23 protein-coding genes are annotated in these 25451 nt (G+C 55.0%); 21 read left to right on the top strand and 2 right to left on the bottom strand.

The genetic code is table 11. The features are described 5' to 3' along the window. Positions 1-10: 10 nt before the first annotated feature. The 21 genes from H7995_RS24300 to H7995_RS24400 all read left to right on the top strand — a co-directional run bounded on the left by H7995_RS24300 (position 11) and on the right by H7995_RS24400 (position 23730). Positions 11-808 (top strand): ParA family protein, encoded by a 798-nt coding sequence (locus H7995_RS24300; protein WP_095165068.1) that lies wholly within the window; start codon positions 11-13, stop codon positions 806-808. A 9-nt stretch (positions 809-817) separates the two neighbouring features. Further along, positions 818-1690, top strand: a complete 873-nt coding sequence (locus tag H7995_RS24305; protein WP_166588887.1) for a ParB/RepB/Spo0J family partition protein — start codon at positions 818-820, stop codon at positions 1688-1690. 148 nt (positions 1691-1838) lie between these two features. Continuing rightward, positions 1839-2246, top strand: coding sequence for a F0F1 ATP synthase subunit I (locus tag H7995_RS24310; protein ID WP_095165066.1), 408 nt, complete (start codon positions 1839-1841; stop codon positions 2244-2246). A gap of 16 nt (positions 2247-2262) precedes the next feature. After that, a complete protein-coding gene (atpB, locus tag H7995_RS24315; protein WP_095165065.1) occupies positions 2263-3132 on the top strand; it encodes a F0F1 ATP synthase subunit A in 870 nt (289 codons plus the stop codon). 133 nt (positions 3133-3265) lie between these two features. Continuing rightward, complete coding sequence (gene atpE, locus H7995_RS24320; RefSeq protein ID WP_002555987.1) at positions 3266-3523, top strand: F0F1 ATP synthase subunit C; 258 nt, start codon at positions 3266-3268, stop codon at positions 3521-3523. Between the two features lie 56 nt (positions 3524-3579). Next, positions 3580-4050, top strand: coding sequence for a F0F1 ATP synthase subunit B (locus H7995_RS24325; RefSeq protein ID WP_095146191.1), 471 nt, complete (start codon positions 3580-3582; stop codon positions 4048-4050). A 12-nt stretch (positions 4051-4062) separates the two neighbouring features. Next, entirely contained in the window at positions 4063-4599 is a 537-nt protein-coding gene (locus H7995_RS24330) for a F0F1 ATP synthase subunit delta (protein ID WP_095165064.1), read from the top strand. 21 nt (positions 4600-4620) lie between these two features. Further along, positions 4621-6165: a F0F1 ATP synthase subunit alpha gene (atpA, locus tag H7995_RS24335; protein WP_095165063.1), complete on the top strand. Its 1545-nt coding sequence runs from the start codon at positions 4621-4623 to the stop codon at positions 6163-6165. Between the two features lie 50 nt (positions 6166-6215). Next, positions 6216-7076: a F0F1 ATP synthase subunit gamma gene (gene atpG / locus H7995_RS24340; protein ID WP_042556891.1), complete on the top strand. Its 861-nt coding sequence runs from the start codon at positions 6216-6218 to the stop codon at positions 7074-7076. 27 nt (positions 7077-7103) lie between these two features. Further along, positions 7104-8483, top strand: coding sequence for a F0F1 ATP synthase subunit beta (atpD, locus tag H7995_RS24345; protein WP_166588886.1), 1380 nt, complete (start codon positions 7104-7106; stop codon positions 8481-8483). A 45-nt stretch (positions 8484-8528) separates the two neighbouring features. Continuing rightward, positions 8529-8954 (top strand): F0F1 ATP synthase subunit epsilon, encoded by a 426-nt coding sequence (locus H7995_RS24350; RefSeq protein ID WP_166588885.1) that lies wholly within the window; start codon positions 8529-8531, stop codon positions 8952-8954. A 116-nt stretch (positions 8955-9070) separates the two neighbouring features. After that, positions 9071-10438, top strand: a complete 1368-nt coding sequence (gene glmU, locus H7995_RS24355) for a bifunctional UDP-N-acetylglucosamine diphosphorylase/glucosamine-1-phosphate N-acetyltransferase GlmU (RefSeq protein ID WP_185819046.1) — start codon at positions 9071-9073, stop codon at positions 10436-10438. A gap of 159 nt (positions 10439-10597) precedes the next feature. Beyond that, positions 10598-11374 (top strand): DeoR/GlpR family DNA-binding transcription regulator, encoded by a 777-nt coding sequence (locus tag H7995_RS24360; protein WP_185819047.1) that lies wholly within the window; start codon positions 10598-10600, stop codon positions 11372-11374. Position 11375: 1 nt separating this feature from the next. After that, positions 11376-13208, top strand: a complete 1833-nt coding sequence (gene glmS / locus H7995_RS24365) for a glutamine--fructose-6-phosphate transaminase (isomerizing) (protein ID WP_185819048.1) — start codon at positions 11376-11378, stop codon at positions 13206-13208. Positions 13209-13490: 282 nt separating this feature from the next. After that, on the top strand, positions 13491-14345 hold the full coding sequence (locus H7995_RS24370) for a TnsA endonuclease N-terminal domain-containing protein (RefSeq protein WP_042556885.1): 855 nt from the start codon (positions 13491-13493) through the stop codon (positions 14343-14345). Beyond that, entirely contained in the window at positions 14342-16510 is a 2169-nt protein-coding gene (locus tag H7995_RS24375) for a Mu transposase C-terminal domain-containing protein (RefSeq protein ID WP_042556884.1), read from the top strand. The genes H7995_RS24370 and H7995_RS24375 overlap by 4 nt, the downstream gene beginning before the upstream one ends. Continuing rightward, positions 16507-17967 carry an ATP-binding protein gene (locus H7995_RS24380; RefSeq protein ID WP_042556883.1) on the top strand — a complete coding sequence of 487 codons (1461 nt, stop codon included), beginning with the start codon at positions 16507-16509 and terminating at the stop codon, positions 17965-17967. The genes H7995_RS24375 and H7995_RS24380 overlap by 4 nt, the downstream gene beginning before the upstream one ends. A 16-nt stretch (positions 17968-17983) precedes the next feature. After that, positions 17984-19651: a TnsD family Tn7-like transposition protein gene (locus H7995_RS24385; RefSeq protein WP_042556882.1), complete on the top strand. Its 1668-nt coding sequence runs from the start codon at positions 17984-17986 to the stop codon at positions 19649-19651. 382 nt (positions 19652-20033) lie between these two features. Then, entirely contained in the window at positions 20034-21665 is a 1632-nt protein-coding gene (locus tag H7995_RS24390) for a TnsD family Tn7-like transposition protein (RefSeq protein WP_232966725.1), read from the top strand. Between the two features lie 186 nt (positions 21666-21851). Continuing rightward, positions 21852-22184: a DUF2790 domain-containing protein gene (locus H7995_RS24395; RefSeq protein ID WP_042561925.1), complete on the top strand. Its 333-nt coding sequence runs from the start codon at positions 21852-21854 to the stop codon at positions 22182-22184. A gap of 220 nt (positions 22185-22404) precedes the next feature. Next, positions 22405-23730: an OprD family porin gene (locus tag H7995_RS24400; RefSeq protein ID WP_042556881.1), complete on the top strand. Its 1326-nt coding sequence runs from the start codon at positions 22405-22407 to the stop codon at positions 23728-23730. A 440-nt stretch (positions 23731-24170) separates the two neighbouring features. Here the strand turns inward: H7995_RS24400 and H7995_RS24405 are convergent, their stop codons facing one another. Continuing rightward, on the bottom strand, positions 24171-24638 hold the full coding sequence (locus tag H7995_RS24405) for a DUF411 domain-containing protein (RefSeq protein ID WP_042561924.1): 468 nt from the start codon (positions 24636-24638) through the stop codon (positions 24171-24173). Beyond that, positions 24628-25443, bottom strand: a complete 816-nt coding sequence (locus H7995_RS24410) for a c-type cytochrome (RefSeq protein WP_080963326.1) — start codon at positions 25441-25443, stop codon at positions 24628-24630. Before H7995_RS24410 ends, H7995_RS24405 begins: the two co-directional genes overlap by 11 nt. Between the last annotated feature and the right edge of the window lie 8 nt (positions 25444-25451).

Genomic DNA, 25451 nt, shown 5'->3' on the forward strand with positions numbered 1-25451 from the left:
ACAAGCAAGAATGGCTAAGGTATTCGCGATAGCGAACCAGAAGGGTGGTGTGGGCAAGACCACCACCTGCATCAACCTCGCAGCATCCCTGGTCGCTACCAAGCGCCGGGTGCTGTTGATCGACCTTGATCCACAGGGCAACGCCACCATGGGTAGCGGTGTGGATAAACACGGCCTGGAAAACTCGGTCTACGACTTGTTGATCGGTGAATGCGACCTGACCCAGGCCATGCATTTCTCCGAACACGGTGGTTACCAGTTGTTGCCGGCCAACCGCGACCTGACTGCGGCGGAAGTGGTCCTGCTGGAAATGCAGATGAAGGAAAGCCGCCTGCGCAGCGCCTTGGCGCCGATTCGCGAGAGCTATGACTACATTCTGATCGACTGCCCGCCGTCGTTGTCGATGCTCACCCTGAATGCATTGGTCGCCGCTGATGGGGTCATTATCCCCATGCAGTGTGAATACTTTGCACTCGAAGGCTTGAGCGACCTTGTGGATAACATCAAGCGCATCGCCGAACTGCTGAACCCGAACCTCAAGGTCGAAGGCCTGCTGCGGACCATGTATGACCCGCGCCTGAGCCTGATGAACGATGTTTCGGCCCAGCTCAAGGAACACTTCGGCGAGCAGCTGTACGATACGGTCATCCCACGCAACATCCGCCTGGCCGAAGCACCAAGCTATGGCATGCCCGCGCTGGCCTACGACAAATCATCGCGAGGCGCCATTGCCTACCTGGCATTGGCAGGCGAGATGGTTCGCCGTCAACGCAAAAATTCACGTGCCGCCGCTGCTCAGGCAACTTAAGGAATCCCCATGGCCGTCAAGAAACGAGGTCTCGGACGTGGACTGGATGCACTGCTGAGTGGTCCGACTGTCAGCGCGCTGGAAGAACAGGCCGTGCAGGCTGACCTGCGCGAGCTGCAGCACTTGCCCCTGGACCTGCTCCAGCGCGGCAAGTACCAGCCACGCCGGGACATGGATCCCCAGGCGCTGGAAGAGCTGGCGCAGTCGATCAAGAGCCAGGGCGTGATGCAGCCGATCGTGGTTCGCCCAATCGGCGCCGGGCGCTTCGAGATCATTGCCGGTGAGCGCCGCTGGCGCGCCAGCCAGCAAGCCGGGCAGGAAACCATCCCGGCGATGGTGCGCGACGTGTCGGATGAAACCGCTATCGCCATGGCCCTGATCGAGAACATCCAGCGCGAGGACCTCAATCCAATCGAGGAAGCCGTGGCCCTGCAGCGCTTGCAGCAGGAATTCCAGCTGACTCAGCAGCAAGTGGCCGAAGCCGTGGGCAAGTCCCGGGTGACCGTCGCCAACTTGATGCGCCTGATTGCCTTGCCGGAAGTCATCAAGACCATGTTGTCCCACGGCGACCTGGAAATGGGTCATGCCCGTGCTTTGCTCGGGTTACCGGAAAATCAACAGGTTGAAGGGGCGCGACACGTTGTCGCACGTGGCCTCACCGTGCGCCAGACAGAGGCCCTGGTTCGCCAGTGGCTCAGTGGCAAGCCTGAGGTCAGCGAACCGGTCAAGGCCGACCCGGACATCGCCCGCCTCGAACAGCGTCTGGCAGAGCGCCTGGGCTCTGCGGTGCAGATCCGCCACGGGAAGAAGGGAAAGGGTCAGTTGGTGATCGGCTACAACTCACTGGATGAGCTTCAAGGTGTCCTTGCACACATCCGCTGAAACATTTCCTCATGTAGCGTGCAGTCGGAAATCACTACCTGACAGTTGAATAGGGGCTGAACCGCCCCTATACTCTGCGCGCATTTTGTCGGCACAAATTATGCCAAGTTATTGAATTCTGGCAGCCGACCTTTGAGGAGCAAGATCGATGGAAAGCCGCACGCCAAACCGCTTGCCGTTCCATCGCCTGGCGGTTTTTCCGGTGTTACTGGCTCAATTTGTCGTTTTGCTGCTGGCCGCTTTGGCGCTTTGGCAATGGCATGGAGTCGTAGCCGGGTACTCAGGACTTTGCGGAGGCCTGATAGCCTTGCTTCCCAATGTTTATTTCGCTCACAGGGCATTTCGGTTTTCCGGAGCCCGGGCAGCTCAAGCCATCGTCCGGTCTTTTTATGCCGGCGAGGCGGGCAAACTGATTTTGACGGCAGTGCTTTTTGCATTGACGTTCGCAGGTGTGAAGCCACTGGCGCCGTTAGCAGTCTTCGGCGTCTTTGTGTTGACCCAACTGGTCAGCTGGTTCGCTCCCCTGCTGATGAGAACAAGACTTTCGAGACCTTAGGGCGTTTGAGGCAACCATGGCAGAAACAACCGCTTCGGGCTATATCCAGCACCACTTGCAGAACCTGACCTTCGGTCAGCACCCTACCGGCGGCTGGGGCTTTGCCCACACCGCAGCAGAAGCCAAAGAAATGGGCTTCTGGGCTTTCCACGTCGATACTCTCGGCTGGTCGGTCGCATTGGGTCTGATTTTCGTACTTCTTTTCCGCATGGCGGCGAAGAAAGCGACCTCCGGTCAACCAGGTGCTTTGCAGAACTTCGTTGAAGTATTGGTCGAATTCGTCGATGGCAGCGTGAAAGACAGCTTCCATGGCCGTAGCCCGGTGATTGCACCGCTGGCACTGACCATCTTCGTCTGGGTCTTCCTGATGAACGCCGTCGACCTGATCCCGGTTGACTGGATTCCTCAGCTGGCCATGATGATCTCTGGCGATCCGCACATTCCGTTCCGTGCCGTATCGACCACTGACCCGAACGCTACCCTGGGCATGGCCCTGTCGGTGTTCGCGTTGATCATTTTCTACAGCATCAAGGTCAAGGGCATCGGCGGCTTTATCGGCGAACTGACCCTGCACCCGTTCGGCAGCAAGAACGTCTTCGTTCAAGCCCTGCTGATCCCGGTGAACTTCCTGCTTGAGTTCGTGACGCTGATTGCCAAGCCAATCTCGCTGGCCCTGCGTCTGTTCGGCAACATGTATGCCGGCGAACTGGTGTTCATTCTGATCGCTGTGATGTTCGGCAGTGGTCTGCTCTGGCTTAGCGGCCTGGGCGTAGTTCTGCAGTGGGCGTGGGCTGTGTTCCACATCCTGATCATCACCCTGCAGGCGTTTATCTTCATGATGCTGACCATCGTCTACCTGTCGATGGCGCACGAAGAGAACCATTAAGACCGGCTTAGGCTAGTCTGATGTCCCTCTCGTCTCGGCGGGAGGGGGCCCATCACGGGCACGATGAAACGATTTGTTTTACCGCTTTAATCTAAAAAACCTAAACCATACGACGTAAAAGTCGGGAGGAAAGATGGAAACTGTAGTTGGTCTAACCGCTATCGCTGTTGCACTGTTGATCGGCCTGGGCGCACTGGGTACCGCAATTGGTTTCGGCCTGTTGGGCGGCAAGTTCCTGGAAGGCGCAGCGCGTCAGCCAGAAATGGTTCCAATGCTGCAAGTTAAAATGTTCATCGTTGCCGGTCTGCTCGACGCCGTAACCATGATCGGTGTTGGTATCGCTCTGTTCTTCACTTTCGCGAACCCATTCGTTGGTCAACTCGCTGGCTAATCACTCGAACCTTCGAGTGATTGGTGTGATGTGCAACGAACGAGCGAGGTGTTGGCGTGAACATTAATGCAACCCTGATTGGCCAGTCCGTTGCGTTCTTAATTTTTGTACTTTTTTGCATGAAGTTCGTGTGGCCTCCGGTCATTGCGGCTTTGCACGAACGTCAGAAGAAGATCGCGGATGGACTGGACGCTGCCGCCCGAGCAGCTCGCGACCTGGAGTTGGCCCAAGATAAAGCGGGTCAACAACTGCGCGAAGCAAAAACTCAGGCAGCCGAAATCATTGAGCAAGCCAAGAAGCGCGGCAATCAGATCGTTGAAGAGGCTGTTGAAAAAGCCCGTATCGACGCTGAACGCGTAAAGGTTCAGGCTCAGGCCGAGATCGAGCAGGAAATCAACAGTGTCAAAGACGCGCTGCGTACCCAACTGGGTGCACTGGCCGTTGGCGGCGCCGAGAAGATCCTGGGTGCCACAATCGATCAAAACGCGCACGCGGAGCTGGTAAACAAACTGGCTGCTGAAATTTAAGCGAGGGCGATCATGGCAGAATTGACCACGTTGGCCCGACCTTACGCTAAGGCAGCCTTCGAGCACGCCCAGGCCCACCAGCAACTGGCCTCTTGGTCAGCCATGCTCGGCCTGGCTGCAGCAGTGTCGCAAGACGACACCATGCAGCGCGTGCTCAAGGCCCCGCGACTGACGAGCGCAGACAAGGCCGCCACGTTTATTGACGTGTGCGGCGACAAGTTTGATGCCAAGGCACAGAACTTCATCAACATCGTTGCCGAAAACGACCGTCTCCCGCTGTTGCCGGAGATCGCCGCTCTGTTCGACCTGTACAAGGCTGAACAAGAGAAGTCGGTAGATGTAGAAGTCACCAGTGCTTTTGCATTGAACCAAGAACAGCAAGACAAACTCGCCAAGGTTCTCAGTGCACGACTCAACCGGGAAGTGCGCCTGCAAGTTGCGGAGGATGCCGCCCTGATTGGTGGTGTCATCATTCGCGCCGGCGACCTGGTAATCGATGGCTCGATTCGCGGAAAACTCGCGAATCTTGCCGAAGCATTGAAATCTTGAGTTTGAAGGGGCAGCAGAGCAATGCAGCAACTCAATCCTTCCGAAATAAGTGAAATTATCAAGGGCCGCATCGAAAAGCTCGATGTGACCTCCCAAGCCCGTAACGAAGGCACTGTCGTCAGCGTATCTGACGGTATCGTGCGGATTCACGGTCTGGCCGACGTAATGTACGGCGAGATGATCGAGTTTCCGGGCGGCGTCTTCGGTATGGCTCTCAACCTGGAGCAGGACTCCGTAGGTGCCGTTGTATTGGGCGCATACCAGTCCCTGGCTGAAGGCATGAGCGCCAAGTGCACCGGCCGCATCCTCGAAGTTCCGGTTGGTAAGGAACTGCTGGGTCGCGTAGTCGACGCACTGGGTAACCCAGTTGACGGCAAAGGTCCGCTGAACAACACCGAGACCGATGCGGTCGAGAAAGTTGCTCCAGGCGTGATCTGGCGTAAGTCGGTAGACCAGCCTGTACAGACTGGCTACAAGGCTGTCGATGCCATGATCCCAGTCGGCCGTGGCCAGCGTGAGCTGATCATCGGTGACCGTCAGATCGGTAAAACTGCTCTGGCGATCGACGCGATCATCAACCAGAAAGACAGCGGCATCTTCTGCGTATACGTAGCGATCGGTCAGAAACAATCGACCATCGCCAACGTGGTTCGCAAGCTGGAAGAAAACGGCGCACTGGCTAACACCATCGTCGTGGCTGCGAGCGCCTCGGAATCTGCAGCACTGCAGTTCCTGGCACCGTACTCCGGTTGCACCATGGGTGAATTCTTCCGCGACCGCGGTGAAGACGCGCTGATCGTTTATGACGATCTGTCCAAGCAAGCAGTGGCTTACCGCCAGATTTCCCTGCTGCTGCGCCGTCCACCAGGCCGTGAAGCTTACCCAGGCGACGTGTTCTATCTCCACTCCCGTCTGCTGGAGCGCGCATCCCGCGTTTCGGAAGAATACGTAGAGAAGTTCACCAACGGCGCAGTGACCGGCAAAACCGGTTCCCTGACCGCACTGCCGATCATCGAAACCCAGGCTGGCGACGTTTCCGCGTTCGTTCCGACCAACGTGATTTCCATCACCGACGGTCAGATCTTCCTGGAATCGGCCATGTTCAACTCCGGGATCCGTCCTGCTGTGAACGCCGGTGTTTCGGTATCCCGTGTGGGTGGTGCCGCTCAGACCAAGATCATCAAGAAGCTGTCCGGTGGTATCCGTACCGCTCTGGCTCAGTACCGTGAACTGGCGGCATTCGCCCAGTTCGCTTCTGACCTGGACGAAGCGACCCGTAAGCAACTTGAGCATGGTCAGCGCGTTACCGAGCTGATGAAGCAGAAGCAATACGCACCAATGTCGATCGCTGACATGGCGCTGTCGCTGTATGCCGCTGAGCGTGGGTTCCTGACTGACGTTGAAATCGCCAAGATCGGCAGCTTCGAACAAGCGCTGATTGCTTTCTTCAACCGCGATCACGCCGATTTGATGGCGAAGATCAACGTGAAGGGTGACTTCAATGACGAAATCGACGCTGGCATGAAAGCCGGTATCGAGAAGTTCAAGGCCACCCAAACCTGGTAAGCCGCAGCGGGAGCCGCAAGGCTCCCGCTTGCTAACCTGATAGGTGTTACATGGCAGGCGCAAAAGAGATTCGCAGTAAGATTGCGAGCATCAAAAGCACGCAAAAGATTACCAGCGCCATGGAAAAAGTGGCGGTCAGCAAAATGCGCAAGGCACAAATGCGCATGGCTGCTAGCCGTCCTTACGCGGAGCGCATCCGCCAGGTTATTGGTCATCTGGCCAACGCCAACCCGGAATATCGCCACCCCTTCATGATCGACCGTGAAATCAAGCGCGTCGGTTACGTAGTAGTGAGCAGTGACCGTGGTCTGTGTGGTGGCTTGAACACCAACCTGTTCAAGGCCCTGGTCAAGGACATGGCGGTAAACCGCGAAAATGGCGTCGAGATCGATCTGTGTGTTGTTGGTAGCAAGGGTGCGGCTTTCTTCCGCAACTTCGGCGGTAACGTCGTAGCAGCTATCAGCCACCTGGGTGAAGAGCCATCGATCAATGATCTGATCGGCAGCGTCAAGGTGATGCTGGATGCCTACCTGGACGGCCGTATCGACCGCCTGAGCGTGGTTTCCAACAAGTTCATCAACACCATGACGCAACAGCCTACCGTGGAGCAGTTGATTCCGCTGGTGGCAACCCCGGATCAAGGACTCAAGCACCACTGGGACTATCTCTACGAACCGGATGCCAAGGAGCTGCTGGACGGCTTGATGGTCCGTTACGTGGAGTCGCAGGTCTACCAGGCGGTGGTCGAGAACAACGCAGCTGAACAAGCGGCGCGGATGATCGCAATGAAGAACGCTACCGACAACGCCGGTGACTTGATCAGCGATTTGCAGCTGATCTACAACAAGGCGCGTCAGGCTGCGATCACCCAAGAGATCTCGGAAATCGTCGGCGGCGCTGCCGCGGTTTAACGGTTCAAATATTCAGAGGATCCAGCTATGAGTAGCGGACGTATCGTTCAAATCATCGGCGCCGTTATCGACGTGGAATTTCCACGCGACAGCGTACCGAGCATCTACAACGCGCTGACAGTTCAAAGCGCGGCCGCAACCACTCTGGAAGTTCAGCAACAGCTGGGCGACGGCGTGGTTCGTACCATTGCGATGGGCTCCACCGAGGGCTTGAAGCGTGGTCTGGACGTCATCGACTCCGGCGCAGCCATTTCCGTACCAGTCGGTAAAGCGACCCTGGGCCGGATCATGGACGTTCTGGGCAACCCGATCGACGAAGCCGGTCCAATCGCCACCGAAGAGCGCTGGGGCATTCACCGTCCTGCGCCAACCTTCGCGGAACAAGCGGGCGGCAACGACCTGCTGGAAACCGGCATCAAGGTTATCGACCTGGTTTGCCCGTTCGCCAAGGGCGGTAAAGTTGGTCTGTTCGGTGGTGCCGGTGTAGGCAAAACCGTAAACATGATGGAACTGATCCGTAACATCGCCATCGAGCACAGCGGTTATTCCGTGTTCGCCGGTGTGGGTGAGCGTACTCGTGAGGGTAACGACTTCTACCACGAGATGAAGGACTCCAACGTTCTGGACAAAGTGGCACTGGTTTACGGTCAGATGAACGAGCCGCCGGGTAACCGTCTGCGCGTAGCACTGACTGGCCTGACCATGGCCGAGAAGTTCCGTGACGAAGGTAACGACGTTCTGCTGTTCGTCGACAACATCTATCGTTACACCCTGGCCGGTACTGAAGTATCCGCACTGCTGGGCCGTATGCCTTCGGCAGTAGGTTACCAGCCGACCCTGGCTGAAGAGATGGGTACTCTGCAAGAGCGCATCACTTCGACCAAAAACGGTTCGATCACCTCGATCCAAGCGGTATACGTACCTGCGGATGACTTGACTGACCCGTCGCCAGCGACCACCTTCGCCCACTTGGACGCCACCGTCGTTCTGTCCCGTGACATCGCTTCCCTGGGTATCTACCCAGCGGTAGACCCACTGGACTCGACTTCGCGTCAGCTGGACCCGAACGTGATCGGTCAGGACCACTACGACACCGCTCGCGGCGTACAGTATGTTCTGCAGCGTTACAAAGAACTGAAGGACATCATTGCGATCCTGGGTATGGACGAGCTGTCGGAAGCCGACAAGCAGTTGGTAAACCGTGCTCGTAAGATCCAGCGTTTCTTGTCGCAGCCGTTCTTCGTGGCTGAAGTCTTCACCGGTGCTTCGGGTAAATACGTTTCCCTGAAAGACACCATTGCTGGCTTCAAAGGCATCCTCAACGGTGACTACGACCACCTGCCAGAACAAGCGTTCTACATGGTTGGCGGCATCGAAGAAGCGATCGAGAAAGCCAAGAAACTGTAATCCAGGCGCCCGGCGACGGGCGCTAATTTAGGTTGAGGCAATCAGATGGCTATGACAGTCCATTGCGACATCGTCAGCGCGGAAGGAGAAATCTTTTCCGGCCTGGTCGAGATGGTGATTGCGCACGGTGCACTGGGTGATCTTGGTATCGCCCTGGGTCACGCGCCGCTGATCACTAATCTGAAACCGGGTCCGATCCGCCTGATCAAGCAAGGCGGGGAGCCTGAGGTGTTCTACATCTCCGGTGGTTTCCTCGAGGTTCAGCCGAACATGGTCAAGGTACTTGCCGATACCGTGCAACGTGCTGCCGACCTGGATGAAGCCTCCGCTCAGGAAGCCGTCAAGGCTGCCGAGAAGGCCCTGCATGAACGCGGCGCTGAGTTCGATTACGGCTCTGCTTCCGCACGACTGGCCGAGGCTGCAGCTCAGCTGCGCACCGTCCAGCAGATCCGCAAGAAGTTCGGCGGCTAATCGCCTCCCGCTTGTTGTGTGATTGATTAAAAAGGGTAGCCTCGGCTACCCTTTTTCTTTTTCTGCAATTCACCACATGGTCGCAGCCGCTGACCACCCCGGATTGGTAGCCAGTCATGTCACTAGAAATCGTTATCCTCGCCGCCGGTCAAGGCACCCGCATGCGTTCGGCCTTGCCAAAAGTGCTTCATCCGGTGGCGGGCAACTCGATGCTTGGCCATGTTATCCACAGCGCCCGGCAGCTTCAGCCACAGCGCATTCATGTGGTGATCGGCCATGGTGCCGACGCTGTGCGTGAGCGCCTGGCGGCGGACGATCTGAACTTCGTCCTGCAGGACCAGCAACTGGGTACTGGTCATGCTGTAGCCCAGGCCGTTCCGTTCATCACAGCCGACACCGTATTGATTCTCTACGGCGACGTGCCGCTGATCGAAGTCGAAACCCTGCAACGCCTGCTCACCCACGTCGCCCCGCAGCAGTTGGGTCTGTTGACGGTCGAGCTGGATGATCCGACCGGCTATGGCCGGATCGTGCGTGACGCAGCGGGCAAGGTCACCGCCATCGTCGAGCAAAAAGACGCCAACGAGGCCGAGCGGGCCATCACCGAAGGCAACACCGGGATTCTCGCGGTGCCTGTTGAGCGCCTGGGTGACTGGATGAGCCGGTTGTCCAACAACAACGCCCAGGGCGAGTACTACCTGACTGACGTAATTGCCATGGCCGTCAGCGATGGCCTGGTGGTGGCTACCGAACAACCCCATGACGCCATGGAAGTGCAGGGCGCCAACGACCGCAAGCAACTCGCCGAACTCGAGCGGCACTACCAGTTGCGTGCGGGTCGCCGACTGATGGCCCAGGGTGTGACATTGCGCGATCCGGCACGGTTTGATGTGCGCGGCGAAGTGACCGTCGGTCGTGATGTACTGATCGACATCAACGTGATTCTCGAGGGTCGCGTGGTCATCGAGGACGACGTCGAAATCGGCCCGAACTGCGTGATCAAGGACAGCACCCTGCGCAAAGGCGTAGTGGTCAAAGCCAATAGCCACATTGACGGCGCGATTCTGGGTGAAGGCAGCGATGCCGGCCCGTTCGCCCGCCTGCGTCCGGGCACGGTCCTGGAAGCGCGGGCCCATGTGGGTAACTTTGTCGAACTGAAAAACGCCCGCCTCGGTGAAGGCGCCAAGGCCGGTCACCTGACCTACCTGGGTGACGCTGAAATCGGTGCGCGCAGCAACATCGGCGCAGGCACCATCACCTGCAACTACGACGGCGCCAACAAATGGAAAACCGTGTTGGGCGAAGACGTGTTCATTGGCTCCAACAACTCCTTGGTTGCGCCTGTGGATATCTCAGCCGGTGCAACCACGGCAGCTGGGTCGACTATCACTACCAATGTGGATAAGTCCCAATTGGCAGTGGCCAGGGCCAGACAGAAAAATATCGATGGTTGGAAACGCCCGGAGAAGATCAAGAAGGCCTGATTTATCCACAGGTTGATGATCTATCACCTTCGCGGGCAAGCCTCCTCTCGGTAGGAGCAAGGCTTACCCGCGAAGATTTTTTCTTCTCCCCGCTTGACGAAGTTTCGCTGATAGGTTTTTATTGCTTTCGTTATCTTTCGAAACGAAACTTGTCAGCTCATGTCGAAACGCAACACGCCCCTACGCCGACACAACATCCTTGCCTTGCTCACCGAGCAGGGTGAAGTCAGTGTGGATGAGTTGGCCAAACGCTTCGAAACCTCGGAAGTGACGATTCGCAAGGATCTGGCCGCGCTGGAAAGTCATGGCCTATTGCTCCGGCGGTATGGCGGCGCAATCACCATGCCTCAGGAATTGGTCACCGACCCTGGCCAGCCGGTCTCCCGTTACAAACAGGCCATCGCTCGCGCCGCCGTACAGCGGATTCGCGAGCATGCGCGCATCATCATTGACAGCGGCAGCACCACGGCAGCGATGATTCCCCATCTGGGCTTGCAGCCCGGCCTGGTGGTCATGACCAACTCTTTGCATGTGGCCAATGCCTTGAGCGAACTGGAACATGAACCGGTGCTGTTGATGACCGGGGGAACCTGGGACCCCCATTCCGAGTCCTTCCAGGGGCAGGTGGCCGAGCAGGTCCTGCGCTCCTACGATTTCGACCAGTTGTTCATCGGTGCCGACGGCATCGACCTGGTGCGCGGTACCACTACCTTCAATGAGCTGCTCGGCCTCAGCCGGGTCATGGCCGATGTGGCCCGCGAAGTGATCGTGATGGTCGAATCCGACAAGATCGGACGCAAGATTCCCAACCTGGAGCTGCCATGGAGCAGTGTCCATACCCTTATTACCGATGACCGCCTGCCCATCGAAGCGCGCGATCAGATTCAGGCCCGCGGCATACACTTGATTTGCGCGGCAGTCAGCCAGGAGAAATAACATGTGCGGAATTGTTGGCGCAGTCGCGGAACGTAATATCACCGCCATTTTGCTCGAAGGCCTCAAGCGCCTCGAATACCGCGGCTATGACAGCGCCGGTGTGGCAGTCTTCACTAACGACAATACGCTGGAGCGCATGCGTCGTCCGGGCAAGGTCAGCGAACTGGAGCAGGCCCTGGAAACCACGCCGCTGGTCGGCCGCCTGGGTATCGCCCACACCCGCTGGGCAACGCACGGCGCCCCGTGCGAACGTAACGCCCACCCGCATTTCTCCGGCGACCTGGCGGTGGTGCACAACGGCATCATCGAGAACCACGAAGCCCTGCGCGAACAACTCAAGGCCCTGGGTTATGTGTTCACCTCGGACACCGATACCGAAGTCATCGCTCACCTGCTCAACCACAAGCTCAAGGACCAGCCTGACCTGACCGCCGCGCTCAAGGCCACGGTCAAGGAACTGCACGGTGCCTATGGCCTGGCCGTGATCAGCGCCCAGCAACCGGATCGCCTGGTGGCCGCCCGCAGTGGCAGCCCACTGGTGATCGGCCTGGGCCTGGGCGAGAACTTCCTTGCCTCCGACCAACTGGCACTGCGTCAGGTCACCGACCGCTTCATGTACCTGGAAGAAGGCGACATCGCCGAGATCCAGCGTGACCGCGTGCAGATCTGGGATGTCGACGGCCAGGCCGTGGAGCGCGACACGGTGCAGTACCGCGACAGCGCCGAATCGGCCGAGAAGGGCGAGTACCGCCATTACATGCTCAAGGAAATCCACGAGCAGCCGTCCGTGGTCCAGCGCACCCTGGAAGGGCGCCTGAGCCAGGATCAAGTGCTGGTCCAGGCCTTCGGCCCGCAAGCCGCCGAGCTGTTCGCCAAAGTGCGTAACGTGCAGATCGTCGCCTGCGGCACCAGTTATCACGCCGGCATGGTTGCCCGCTACTGGCTCGAAGAGCTGGCCGGCATCCCGTGCCAGGTCGAAGTCGCCAGCGAGTTCCGCTACCGCAAAGTAGTGGTGCAACCCGACTCCCTGTTCGTGACCATCTCCCAGTCCGGCGAAACCGCCGACACCCTGGCCGCCCTGCGTAATGCCAAGGAACTGGGCTTCCTCGCCAGCCTGGCGATCTGCAACGTCGGTATCAGCTCGCTGGTGCGCGAATCCGACCTGACCCTGCTGACCCAGGCCGGCCGCGAAATCGGCGTGGCCTCGACCAAAGCCTTCACGACCCAACTGGTCGGCCTGCTGCTGTTGACCCTGTGCCTGGGTCAGGTCCGCGGCACTCTCGCCCCAGGCGTGGAAGCCGAACTGGTCGAAGAACTGCGTCGCCTGCCAATTCGCCTCGGCGAAGCCCTGGCCATGGACGGTATCGTCGAGAAAGTCGCGGAGCTGTTCGCCGATAAGCAGCATTCCCTGTTCCTGGGCCGCGGCGCGCAGTTCCCGGTGGCCATGGAAGGGGCACTCAAACTCAAGGAAATCTCCTACATCCACGCCGAAGCCTACCCGGCGGGCGAGCTCAAGCACGGTCCATTGGCCCTGGTCGACAACGACATGCCGGTGGTCACCGTGGCGCCGAACAACGAGCTGTTGGAGAAACTCAAATCCAACCTGCAGGAAGTTCGCGCCCGTGGCGGCCAGTTGATCGTGTTTGCTGACGAGAAAGCCGGCATGAGCAACGGGGAAGGTACCCACGTGGTGAACATGCCGCACATCCACGACATCCTGTCGCCGATCCTCTACACCATTCCGTTGCAACTGCTGTCGTACTACGTCGCCGTGCTCAAGGGCACTGACGTCGACCAGCCCCGCAACCTGGCGAAGTCGGTGACTGTGGAATAAGTTATCCACAGCGGAACAGGTGTCTTGGCTTTGAACAATAAAGATTGACACAAAACAATAAAGTTTGACACTCATGAACATAGATTGACACAAGGCTCAAACCCCCGTATCTACGGGGGTTTTTCCTTTCCAGGCTTTCCCTTTGGTCTGGATTCATCGCTTCAACTCTCTGCGGGTGTAGTCTAGAAAATGCTTTGAATATGGCCGCTACGGCGGTCGTGTTCTTCTACGACTTTTCTCGGCGTGAGGTGAAGCGGTCCGCATCGACTGAGGAGGCGTGGGTTGCGAGGTCGTAAGTTTGCATCACAGCAGGACATTGAACGGCACATTGCAAATGGATTTGGCGAAGGCGCCGGGGCAAGCTACGTGCCTTGGCTGCGGGTACAAGATGTCCCGTCGATAGGTCGTTCGCACAAAATCCAAGGTGTGAAGATCGAGAGGATTCATCACCTACTGTCAGATCTCGAGCGTTCGTACTTCCTTGTGTGTGAATTTTCTGAAGACGTCGTGGATATCCGTGAGCAATATCCGTTACTACCCACAGAGCGCGCGCAAGCGATAGCGTCGGCAATAGATGTACGTTATCCCAGATACCCTAGAACGACACTGCCCTATGTAATGACAACAGATTTCCTGCTAACCGTTAAGGACTTGAGCGGAAACTTTAAGTCGGTAGCTAGAACGGTGAAGTATCGATCCGACCTAGTTGGCAAAGGAAGTAACCGCACGCTTGAAAAACTTGAGATTGAAAAGCGCTTTTGGCAAAGCCAAGGTGTTGATTGGAAAATCGTCACAGATGAATTTTTTACACGAGATTTGATAAAAAATCTTGGACTAATCAGAAAATACTCGAAGCTCCCTCGCGATTTAATGAAAGTCCCTTTGCATTCGAGTTTTATCGAGTGCCTAGCAAACAGCCGGGAATATTCGTGGACTTTGGCCACCTGTCTAAGAAAAATAGCGTCCCTTCTGTCCATCTCTTATCTAGACGCTCAGGCAATTTTCTTCCATCTGGTTTGGAACAAGGTACTGAAAATAGATTTGATTAACACTCCTCTCCACCTTACTAGTCTAGTTCCTGAATTCGAAGTTTTCCAGATCCCTGTCCAAGGATCGTTGAAGGAGAAAATGTCATGACTGTCCTCGTTAATGAGGTTTTTGAGCCTGTTACCGATCTGTCGGTCATCGCTACGATAGCTAGGCTCATTTACCAAGATGAAACGCATGACTTGGCTGTGGTGATAGATCTAGCAGACCCACCCCGGCAGCCCTACGCCATTGGTCTCGAAGAGTTGCGTCGTTCGTTAGCGTCTGGTCACACGAAACCAGCAGCCATTACCACACCCGAGTTTATGCTTGTGCTTGAGGACCAGCTGGATGAGAGAGCCAAGCAAGGCCGGGACGAAAAGTGGGCGGTCATAGCCCCGCTGCTAGATCCTGAATATCCAGGACAAATATTTGTACGGGGAGAGTTAGGCCGGCTTGTTACCAAACGGGCGTCAGAGCTCGGAATTCAGCGAAAAACGATCTATCGGCTTCTTTACCGATATTGGTTTTATGGTCAAGTTCGAAACTCATTACTTAATAATTACTCGGCGGTAGGAGTTGCCGATAGAAAATATGATCCGAGTAGGCCTCCAGGGCGAAAACCTACGTTTCAAGGCGTTCTCACTGCGCCTTCCAAGATGCTCAGTGCGGTTGATAAACGATGCATACGAGTTGGATATGCCCTTTATGTAAAAGATAAGAAATCTTCTATTTCGAGCGCATATGACGAAATGTTGAGAAGATTCTACTCGGTTCGAGACATCTCTAAAAACAGTGAAGAAGAGCTTCGTTTGCTACCTAGCTTAGAGCTGCCCAGCCTGAGGCAATTCAGATATTGGGGACAGATTTTTTTCGACGAAATTGAAACCGAGCGTGGCCGTAAAGGGTTGAGGAAGTGGTTAAAGGACTGCCGTCCGCTTTCAGGTACCGTTCGCGATTGGCTGCGTGGACCGTGTCATCAGTTTGAAATCGACGCAACTATTGCCGATATTTATTTGGTCAATAGCTACTCTAGACGGATGCTTATTGGCCGGCCCGTAGTTTATATCGTTGTGGATAGTTTCTCCGGAATGATTGTTGGCCTCTATGTAGGATTGGAAGGTCCCAGTTGGAACGGGGCGAGGCAAGCGCTGTTCAACGCGTTTACCCCCAAAGTCGAGTTCTGCGCTCAGAACGGCGTTGAAATCAATTCAGATGATTGGAATTGTCACCACCTGCCCCACCAGATTTACGCCGACAGGGGAGAGATGTTGTCACTGGCAGCAGAGGGGCTATCGTCAGGCTTGGGAATTGAGATGGGCACGGCTCCGCCTTATCGGCCTGATTGGAAGCCTATGGTAGAAAGTCGGTTTGGCATTTTGAATGATTTGACGGGTATCAGATGGCTACCTGGCGGGGTAGCTGCGCGAGACAAAGAGCGAGGCGAGCGAGATTACCGGCTCGATGCCACGCTAAACCTCAAAGAGTTCACCCAGATCCTCATCAATTGCGTGCTCCACTATAACCGGCACCATCGACAGCCTGACCGACTGACTCAGGCGATGATGAATGACGGTGTTGAACCTACGCCCAACGGGATATGGAATTGGGCCTGCGAAAACGACCTGATCGAATCCAACAAACGTCCCGACGAGCTGGTTTACCTCCATCTCTTGCCGCGCGAGCGCGCGACCGTTCAAAAGGGCGGCGTGATGTTTCGCGGCATGCACTACGTTTGTGATATGGCCATAGAGAAAGATTGGTTTGCCAAGGCTCGCAAAGGGGGCGTTTGGTCAATAGAGTGTTGGTTCGATCCGAACTCTGCGGCGCACATCTGGATCCAGGGAGAGGCCAAGCAGTTTATCCGCTGTGATCTTCGACGATCGGATGCCGGTTACGCGAATTACCGCTCGGACGAGATTTTTGATCTGCTCGAAGCCTATCGCCAAAAACCGCCTACTCACCGGCGAGCCGAGCTGGAAAGCCGTGTGCAGCTTAGCGATCAGGTCCACCAGATCATCAGCCATGCGCTCGCAGAACGAAAATTGGAACCTGCTCCGCCCACCAAGGCGGAGGCCACTGGAAACATCCGCGAGAACCGCGCAGAAGAACGTCTCCGTGAGCGTGAAAATGCGGCTGTTCCTGAAGGCGTCAGGGCGGAGCCAGCTTCACTTCAATCTGAATCGACACCGAAAGCGCATGACTCATATGCCGGCGAGCGCACTGCGCAAGTTATCGATTTGCTCAAAAGAATTCGGCCAGGACAGGCAAAATGAAAGGTGCGCAGACGTTTGCCAATTACGTCAAACAGGACATAAGTGAGTATGCGGGCAATCCGCTTATCGAAGCTTTGCCTCCTATATTGTCGGAGGCGGCGGCTATTGAGCTGATCTCGAATTTTCCTCAGCCGGTGGATCCGAAAGAGCTGACCCTCGAAGGATCCACTCGAATTCACTGTATCGACCGATTAAGAACCGTGGTACAGCCGTTTTTGTTACACCTGGAACTGGAGGCCCTGTTTTCACTGCTCATCCGTCGAGGGTATGTTGGGCGTAACCCGATGTCGCCCGCTACCGTCCGGCATTTGCATTCTTTATCGGGGGCTCAGCGTTACCACGATGCGTTCAAGTCCACTGCTGAAACGTTTACCGTCGTCGGCCTGAGCGGTATTGGCAAGTCGACGGCACTCCACGCCATTTTGAGCCTTTATCCACAGACAATCCGTCATGAGCGCTATGAGGGAAAGCAGTTTGTTCATACCCAAATCACTTGGCTGAAGCTTGACTGCCCTCGGGATGGATCGCTGGCTGGATTTTGCCAGCAGTTTTTTTATGCGGTTGGTGACGCTCTAGGAGACAAGGACTATCACAAGCGCTACAGGCATCGAAATATCAATGATGCGCTGCAACAGATGGAGCAGGTGGCCAGCACGTTTTTCATCGGCGCCTTGTTAATCGACGAGCTGCAAAACCTCCACCTGGCGAAAACCGGTGGTAAGGAGAGCATGCTGAATTTCTTTCTGCACTTGGTTAACAACATTGGTATCCCGGTCGTTTTCAGTGGCACGAACTCTACGATTAGCCTGTTCTCAGAAGCCATGCGGACTGCCCGCCGAGTCTGTGGTGCCGGTACGCTGGAATTCAAACGATTCGAAAAAGAGGATGAGGAGTGGCGGTTGTTAGTCGAAAATCTCTGGAGCTATCAGTGGTGCAAGCAGACTGCTGAGCTGACTGACGAGATTTTCGACACGCTGTATGAGCACACTCAAGGCGTCACAGATTTCCTGGTCAAGCTGCTGGTATTGAGTCAGCGTTATGCGGTCCAGAGTGGCTCGGAGTGTTTGACTGCCGAGGTCCTGGTGAAGGTAAGCAACTCAAAAATGCAGATTCTAAAGCCAGCCCTTTCAGCTCTGCGTAGCCGAGATCCGAAGCGGATGCGGCAGTTCGACGATTTGCTGCCGATTGAGGATCAACTGAGCGAAATGATGGTCTTCGACGGTTTGGCACGAGAGGATCGCCTCGCCTTGCTTCGAAGCGTTGTGTCCCGTGAGAAGCCGGCAGACCAATCTCCAACCATTCTTGCGAAGGATCACCCATCGCCTATTGCAACTGGTGTGGAAAACTCAGAGGCTAAAGCCCTAAGCGAACAGGACGCTCCCCTCGATGCTCTGCGAGCTGCGGGCTGGCTCAACGAGGACTTGTTTGAGTTCTCACCGATGTATCACAAAGCGTGAGTCGGGGGGTGGCGAAGTGCACCTTAAACTCCATTTCTTCCCCACCGCGTTCCCCGATGAGACGCTGCACAGCGTGATATCTCGCTATGCCCGTCTTTGCGGTGTTCGTAATTGCCAAGCAGCATTTGCCGGCCTGAAATCGGCGGCAGCATTTTCGCAAAATGTGGCATTCCCAAGTCATTTAGGGGAGTTTGTCGACGCGCTACCCAGCGGTACCGAGCTATCGATAGCCGAGGTCCTTATGCGTCACACGCTATTACCCTACTATGCGCCGTTTTTGACTATGAGCCAGGTAGAACACGCTCGGACGCTGATGACTGCCGATGGGAAGGGTTTGATGTTGAAGCTGGGCGTCAACGCGAGCCGTATTGGATTCGCCTCCCGAGTGCGGTTATGCCCAGAATGTATCGCCCAAGATCAGGCCCAACGGGGAGTTGCTTACTGGCACAGGGTTCACATGCTTCCAGGCGTGCTGGTATGTCCGCATCACGGGACGTCACTTAGTATCCTTGATCCTCGCTGGTCCAGCCGCAGCTCTCGACAACTCAATCTGCCGAGTGATGAGAATGTGCAAGCTCACACGTTACGTCTCGATACCCCGTCGCTGAGCATGCCGCCGCTTCACGAAATAGCGTTGCGCTCACTTCAGGTCATCGAGTCTGAAGTCAGTGCTTTGTCAGCGGAGGCGGTGCGCTACACGTTTTTACAAAGGGCAACGCAGCTTAACCTTGCCTCTGATAACCATCGCTTGCACATGCACATGCTGGCGCAGCACATGGCCGATTTTTTTGCCGCACTCCCGCAAGAATGGGAATTTTCCATACTCGGAGAAGTTCGTGCAGGTACACCCGCCTCGTGGGTCACGAAGCTGCTTCGTACGCCAATAACCTCCCACCACCCGCTCAAATACATTTTATTGGCCGGTGCTCTGGGCATTGACATGGTGAACTTGCTGCATGGTCAACGCCCGGTGAAACAGGCGGTGGCGTGTGGTCCGATAGCTCACATTCAACTTCACACGCGCCTTTCTCCGGTGATGCCCGGTGAAGGCATGGACTGTTCGTCAGCCGCTGTGTGGAAACATGCTCTTGAGGGCGCTGATGCCAAAAAGATCGCTGCCGTTCTAGGCGTTTCATTGGCGTATGTCTATCGTCACATCCGAAATGTAGCCGGCGGGCAAGGTGCTTGGAGTGAGGCAAGATTTCACATTGAGCTATGCGCAAGACGCACGGCTTTCGAGGCTGATTATCGTTTTTACAAAGCACATGCATGCAGGGGGTATGCGTGGCTGTATCGCCACGATAGGCGGTGGCTTTCGGAGTCAACTGTAAACCCAAGCCCCCATCGTACGCCCCGTCTAAATAGCGCCGAAATGTTCGCTGCCCTCGATGCGAGACTGGCCGGCGAAGTCCGTCAGTGTGCTGAAGCGCTTTATGCTCTTGCGGGTAAGCCTGTCCGCATCTCGCGTACCAGAATTGGCCGGGAGCTTCATGTTCTGTCTCGCTTCGAAAAGCAGCTCTGCAAGCTTCCTCTCTGTGCAGCAATGCTCGACAAAGTATGTGAATCAATCGAAGGCTTCCACGATAGGCGTCTGCGATGGGCTAGAAGCAAATTGCTCTCGGAGGGCAAGCCTATATCACGTTCTTCGCTTTACAGGGTCGCGAGCATTCGGCCCACGCTGTAATCCAGCCAGCCATTCCCTCGATCTAAAAAAGTTCTGAATTTAATTCAACGTAAACACATTATTTTTCTGTTAATGAATATTTGCACCTTCCAGAATAGCTACGGCATACGCTGGATGACCACGATCAGCAAGTAAAACGTACTAACCCGCGATCAACAGAAATAGTTTTGCAATTGCCATGGGCTGACCTGCGCAGGTTATCGATACGTGTTTTGTATTCAAGAGTACGATCGCGGCAGGGCTTAGATGAATTCACTACGGTTAAAAGTTGAGCGGCTGGGTATCATTTCCAAATCGATACCGGATACAGAATTTGACGGGTTGCATATATACTGCCCCCGGATGCATATTCTCTTCGAGCCCTACCTTTAATCGGTAAATGATGTCTGATCTATTGTTTTTCCCCGTGTCGATGCCGGATGAAATGCTGCACTCTCGTGTCACCCGATATCACTATCTGTCAGGCAACAGAACCGCGACAGAAACCTACCGCGATTTGTTCGCATCGAAACCCTTTTGCATTGGTGGCATCGTACCCAATCAGATCGAGAGGCTCGCCCACAGACTGCCGGGGCAATCGGAGAGCAATCTCGCAGAGCTGATCAGTAGCAATACCACTTTTCCTGCTTACCGGCCTTTTCTTGGGGTTAAGCAGGGTCCGGAGAACAACGTAGGTCCGCTGGGTTATGACGGGGTGGTACGGGTGCCCCGCAGAGAGGAGTCCACCCATGGCAAGGCTAAGCTTTGTCCTACCTGCGTTCAGGAGGATTTGATTGATCGGGGTTCTGCCTACTGGCATCGATCTCACCAAATACCCGGTGTTGCCGTCTGTTGGCGTCATGGCGACACATTGATCCATGCCTGCCCCGAGTGCTCTCGCCCGTTCTACCGAAAATTGAAGCTACTTCCCAATCTGACTGAGCCATGCGCATGCGGTTGGAGCCCCTTAAACAGCGCAGCGACTCACAAGGGCTCAAAACTGGAACAGAAAGTCGCCCTGTTCGCACACGATATCTTGCAACGCAATATTCCTCCGATAGGCAGTACGGTATTAAGTTCTTGCTACGTCCGCCAATGCAAGAAACGCGGATATATTTTCGGAAAAAATGCAGGTATCGCAAAACTATTCGACAGCATCCAAAGCGCTTACGGTGATGAGCTTTTGTCGCAGATTGATCCAGCCTATAACACCGGGAAACATGAGCAATGGATCCGGCTCAAATCAGACAAAGGTCAGCTAAATATGCCGCTCGCGAGGCATTTGATCATTGCTCTTCATTTGTTTTCCAGTGCAGATGACTTTGAAGAGGCTCTGAAGAATGAGTCTATTCTGCTGAGTGCCTCTGTTTCTCCGCGAGCGTCCAAAGTTGAAGAATCGCATCCTAGCCAAAAAACTAGGTATCGCCAAAAAATTGAGTTGCTTTTAGCGCTACGTAACGACGCCGATGTCGAGTACCTCTGGAAGAAGGCGTACAAACCTACGCAATGGATTCTAGAACATGATAACGCATGGTTAATGGCAAAACTCCGTGCACCTAAAAAAATTGCAGTTACGGTCGAAAAGTCTGTCGACTCAAGAGACGGCGCGTATGCGGCCCTTATCGAAGCGGGCGTAGATGAGCTATATAAAGTTACGAAAGATCCGAAGAGAGTGAATATTCGGAATTTGCAATCGCTACTCCCAGGTTCGTTACCTCATGAGCTGGATCTACGCAAGCAGAGGTTTCCCCTTACTTATCAACAGATAAAGATTCATCAAGAGTCAGTATGGCATTTCCGTCTAAGAACTTTGATATGGACTGTCTCTGAACTCATCCGGATGAAGCTCCCGGTGAATTACTCGACGGTAAGATTGACTTCAGCGGTAGCAAGCAAGGTTTTCCTGGTATTTTCCAGTTTCTTCGAGTGGGATCTGACAAGCCTGGAAAAAACCGGAGTCGACGCGGAGGCCTTGCTCAGATCTACCGGCGTATCGAGGAATTGGGAGGGGCCACCGGTTCCAATAAGCTATTGAGGTCATCTGTGTTCCGTCAGCGTCTGCCAACCTTTGGTGATAACAAAAATGCCATCTGGCTTGAAAGCGTAAACGCGGAGTAGGGTTCACCTTTCACATTAGTAACCTTCGCGGCAGCTTTCTGAAAGCTTTCACTTGTTACTCTTTAACTCAGAAAATTGAGCTTAGGAGAAAATCATGAAAGCAATGACAGCAGTGAAAGCGTTTTGCGCCGCTTCGGTTTTGACCTTATCTTCATTAGCCATGGCTGAAGGAGGCGGTGACCGCGTGTATGGTCGGATGATGCAAGAAAACCAACAGGCGATGGAGCAATATGCCTTAAGAAATGGTAAGGCCGTCCCTGAAGTTGTTCATTATGAATATGGTATGAACCTCGATATTCAGAAGGTGATCAGTGTCACACAGGCCAACAAAAACTGTAGTGTTGCGCCTTCGCGCATGACCTATGAAGATTCGGCGGGCAAGCTTAATACCGTGGAATACAAGATTATGGGTACCGACTGCCCACATGGGAGTTAGCCCCTTAAGGTCATGTCTACATCAAATCATTCATTTACGCTTTTTAAGCATGCTTGCTGGTCGCTGACATAGAAGTAATTTTCAGGTCACGCTGAAGTTATCTTTTGTATGAAATTATGTCTGTCGGCACGTAGAGGGAATCCCTATGTGCCGGTGGCTTTTTATAATGATAAAAATATTTCATAAAGAAACTCTGCCAAGCAAAAGCCTGGAGTGTTAAATGAACAATAAAAGCTTTTATGGTCTTTCTCTCATTGCCCTTGGCATGAGCATGGGGCAAGTTGCAGTGGCCGTTGAGCAAAAACCTGAGGGGTTCATTGAAGGGAGCTCCCTTAGTCTTCTCAATCGTAATCTCTACTTCAATCGTGACAATCGAAAGGGCCAGTCAAGTCCCACAGGCAATGGTTACGCTGAAGAATGGGCTCATGGGATTATCGGGCGATTTGAGTCTGGCTTCACCCAAGGCACCGTCGGGTTCGGCATAGATGCATTTGCAATGGTAGGACTCAAGCTTGATTCGGGTGATGGGCGCTCGGGGGCTCGAAGCTCAGTGGATGTCATGCCCTACAACAGCAAAGGCCAACCTGAAGACTCTTACTCAAAAGTAGGCGGAGCCGCGAAGGCTCGCTTTATGGATACGGTGGTCAAAGTAGGAGATGTCTTTCCATCCACGCCTGTCGTGGCATATGGCGATTCTCGACTGCTGCCAGAGAGCTTTAAGGGGGCAACGTTCACCAACACCACCATTAAAGACCTGACCATTCAGGGGGGGCGGCTGCATGCGATGAGCCAACCCAACTCCAGCAGCATGCGTGACGGCTTTTCGACTTTCTATGCCGGTGCTGTTGATGCTCCATGGATTGCTTACCTTGGGGGCGATTACACCGTTAATGAGCATGTTGGTGTGAGTCTTTACGCCAGCCAATTTAAGGATGTTTGGAATCAGTATTACGCAGGCACTTCCCTGAGCTACCCGCTCTCAGAGAGCGTCGCGTTGATCGGTGGATTTAATTACTACCGCGCGGTCGACGAGGGTAAAAAACTCCTGGACAGCTTTGATAACAATATCTGGAGTGGCAAAGCCGGGGTTAAATTCGGCGTCCACACGGTGACCGTTGGCTATCAGCGCAGCAACGGCAATGACGACTTTGATTACCTGCGCCAATCGGACTCGATTTTTCTGGATAACTCCATCCAGTACAGCGACTTCAACTCACCGAAAGAGCAATCCTTGCAGCTTCGCTACGACCTGGATATGCAAGCGTTCGGCATCCCAGGCCTTAGCTTCATGACCCGCTACGCGAAGGGGTGGGACGCTGATTATTCCAACGCGAACAGCGTGTATATGCGTCGCGGAGCAGATGGAGCGCCATTGCAAGACCAAAAGCGTTGGGAGCGAGACATTGAGGCTAAGTACATCATCCAGTCAGGCTCTCTGAAGGACATGTCGCTGCGTGTTCGCCAAGCAACCACGCGTGCTACCGATTTCGAATCTGATTTGGATGAGGTCCGACTGATTGTCGAGTACCCACTGCAACTGCTTTAACGAGCGCTAACCTGCGGCACCAATTGTTCGACTACCAGGTACACCCCGTCTCCTTGTTTCTCCTTTGGTTTGGGAGGCGGCTTAGGCGCCCTAGTGGCGCCTTTTTTTGTGTGGATTGACATAAGTGCGGGACGTCCTGTTGTCAGTACCTGTGTTCGCCCCGCTTGGCAAACCTGCTGTCTAGGAGCTTTTGATCCGTTGACAGGCAATCTCCATTCATAACTGAGACTGAAGGTGCAGAGTCATCGTCGATATTCACTTCGACTGCGTGCGCATCGTTTAGCTGAGGGCGTTATAGAGTGGGGCTGGGGGGAACAGCAGGAGAGACGGCCAACAGTAGCTCATTGTCTTTGCGTGTTACTTGAGCGCGGAATGGACAGTATGTGTCCCGCTGCATGGCTATGTCGCTAACCACGCAGGGACAGGATTGAGGGGCCAGATTAGTTTCCGGGGTATTCAGCAATGACCTGGTCTGCGCCTGCTTTGGACAAACCGATTACCTGGTAAGCATCATGTTTTCCGTTGACTTCCATGCCCGGGGATCCAGCCGGCATGCCAGGAACGGCGATCCCGAGAAGGTCGTCACGTTTGCTCATCGCAATGATTTGCTCGGCGGGCACGTGACCTTCAACAAACTTTCCATTGATCATTGCTGTGTGGCAGGACGAGAGTCGTGGAGCAACACCGAGATCCTGCTTGACCGCGCTCATGTTGGTTTCTACATGATCAACGACGGTGAAGCCGTTAGCTTCAAGGTGCTGGATCCACTTCTTGCAGCATCCACAGTTAGCGTCACGATGGACGTCGATCGTCAGCGACTCTGCTGCATGACCAGCTGAACTGATAAACAGAGCCGCAAATGCAGCGAGGCGAAGTGCCCGACCGGGACGAAGAAAGTTATTTCGCATGGGTATGTTCCTTCCCATCAGCGTGGGTATGAGTTTTTGGCTGAGTGGCCGGAGTTGCAGGGGCGTCATGTGAAGCCTCCACAACCTGAGGATGGGCGTGTTCGGTACTTTCATCCTGAGAAGGCGCTTCGGCCGCCTCATGGGCATGAGCGCTGTTTCTCTCGCCATGATGGTCGCCTGCTTCGGCTATTTCTTCGCCTGTACCCGCATCATGATGCCCCGCGACAGCGCCTTTTTGGCCCTCATGCTGGCCTTCATGGTTATGCATTTTGCTCTCGCCGCCACCGTGTTGATGACCACCGCTGCTGGTTGCGAGAGCTTTGTATTGCTCTGCATCCATTGAAGGCAGCTGCTGGAGAAATGCGACCATTCCCCATATGTAGGGATCGGCCATGCTTTTACCCCAAGCGGGCATGCCTGTGGATTTGATTCCATGCTTGATGATCCAGAAAGCTGCGGCAGGGTTTCCATCAACGCCCAGTTTTGAAAGATTCGGAGGTGCGGGGTAAAGGCTATTACTTAACTCGGTTCCTTCAATACCCGGAGCGAGATGGCAACCGATGCACATAGAGTTGTAGTTGCCAGCACCTGCGCGGATTAGAGCTTCTTCGCTCAGGTCGGGGACTTTAATGTCGCGTGAGCGCACTTCGATCGAGCGATCCCGAGCGGTGGAAAGTAGCGCGTAAACGGGATCGGAGTGTGGTTCATCCGCCCCAACATTGATCACACCAAAATAAACCACGCCGGCACCTGTTATTGCGGCAACCACCCCGGCAGCAGTCAATGTTTTCAACGTTCTTTTCATGTCAGGCT

This window comes from Pseudomonas kielensis, from assembly GCF_014236655.1.
Lineage (GTDB): Bacteria > Pseudomonadota > Gammaproteobacteria > Pseudomonadales > Pseudomonadaceae > Aquipseudomonas > Aquipseudomonas kielensis.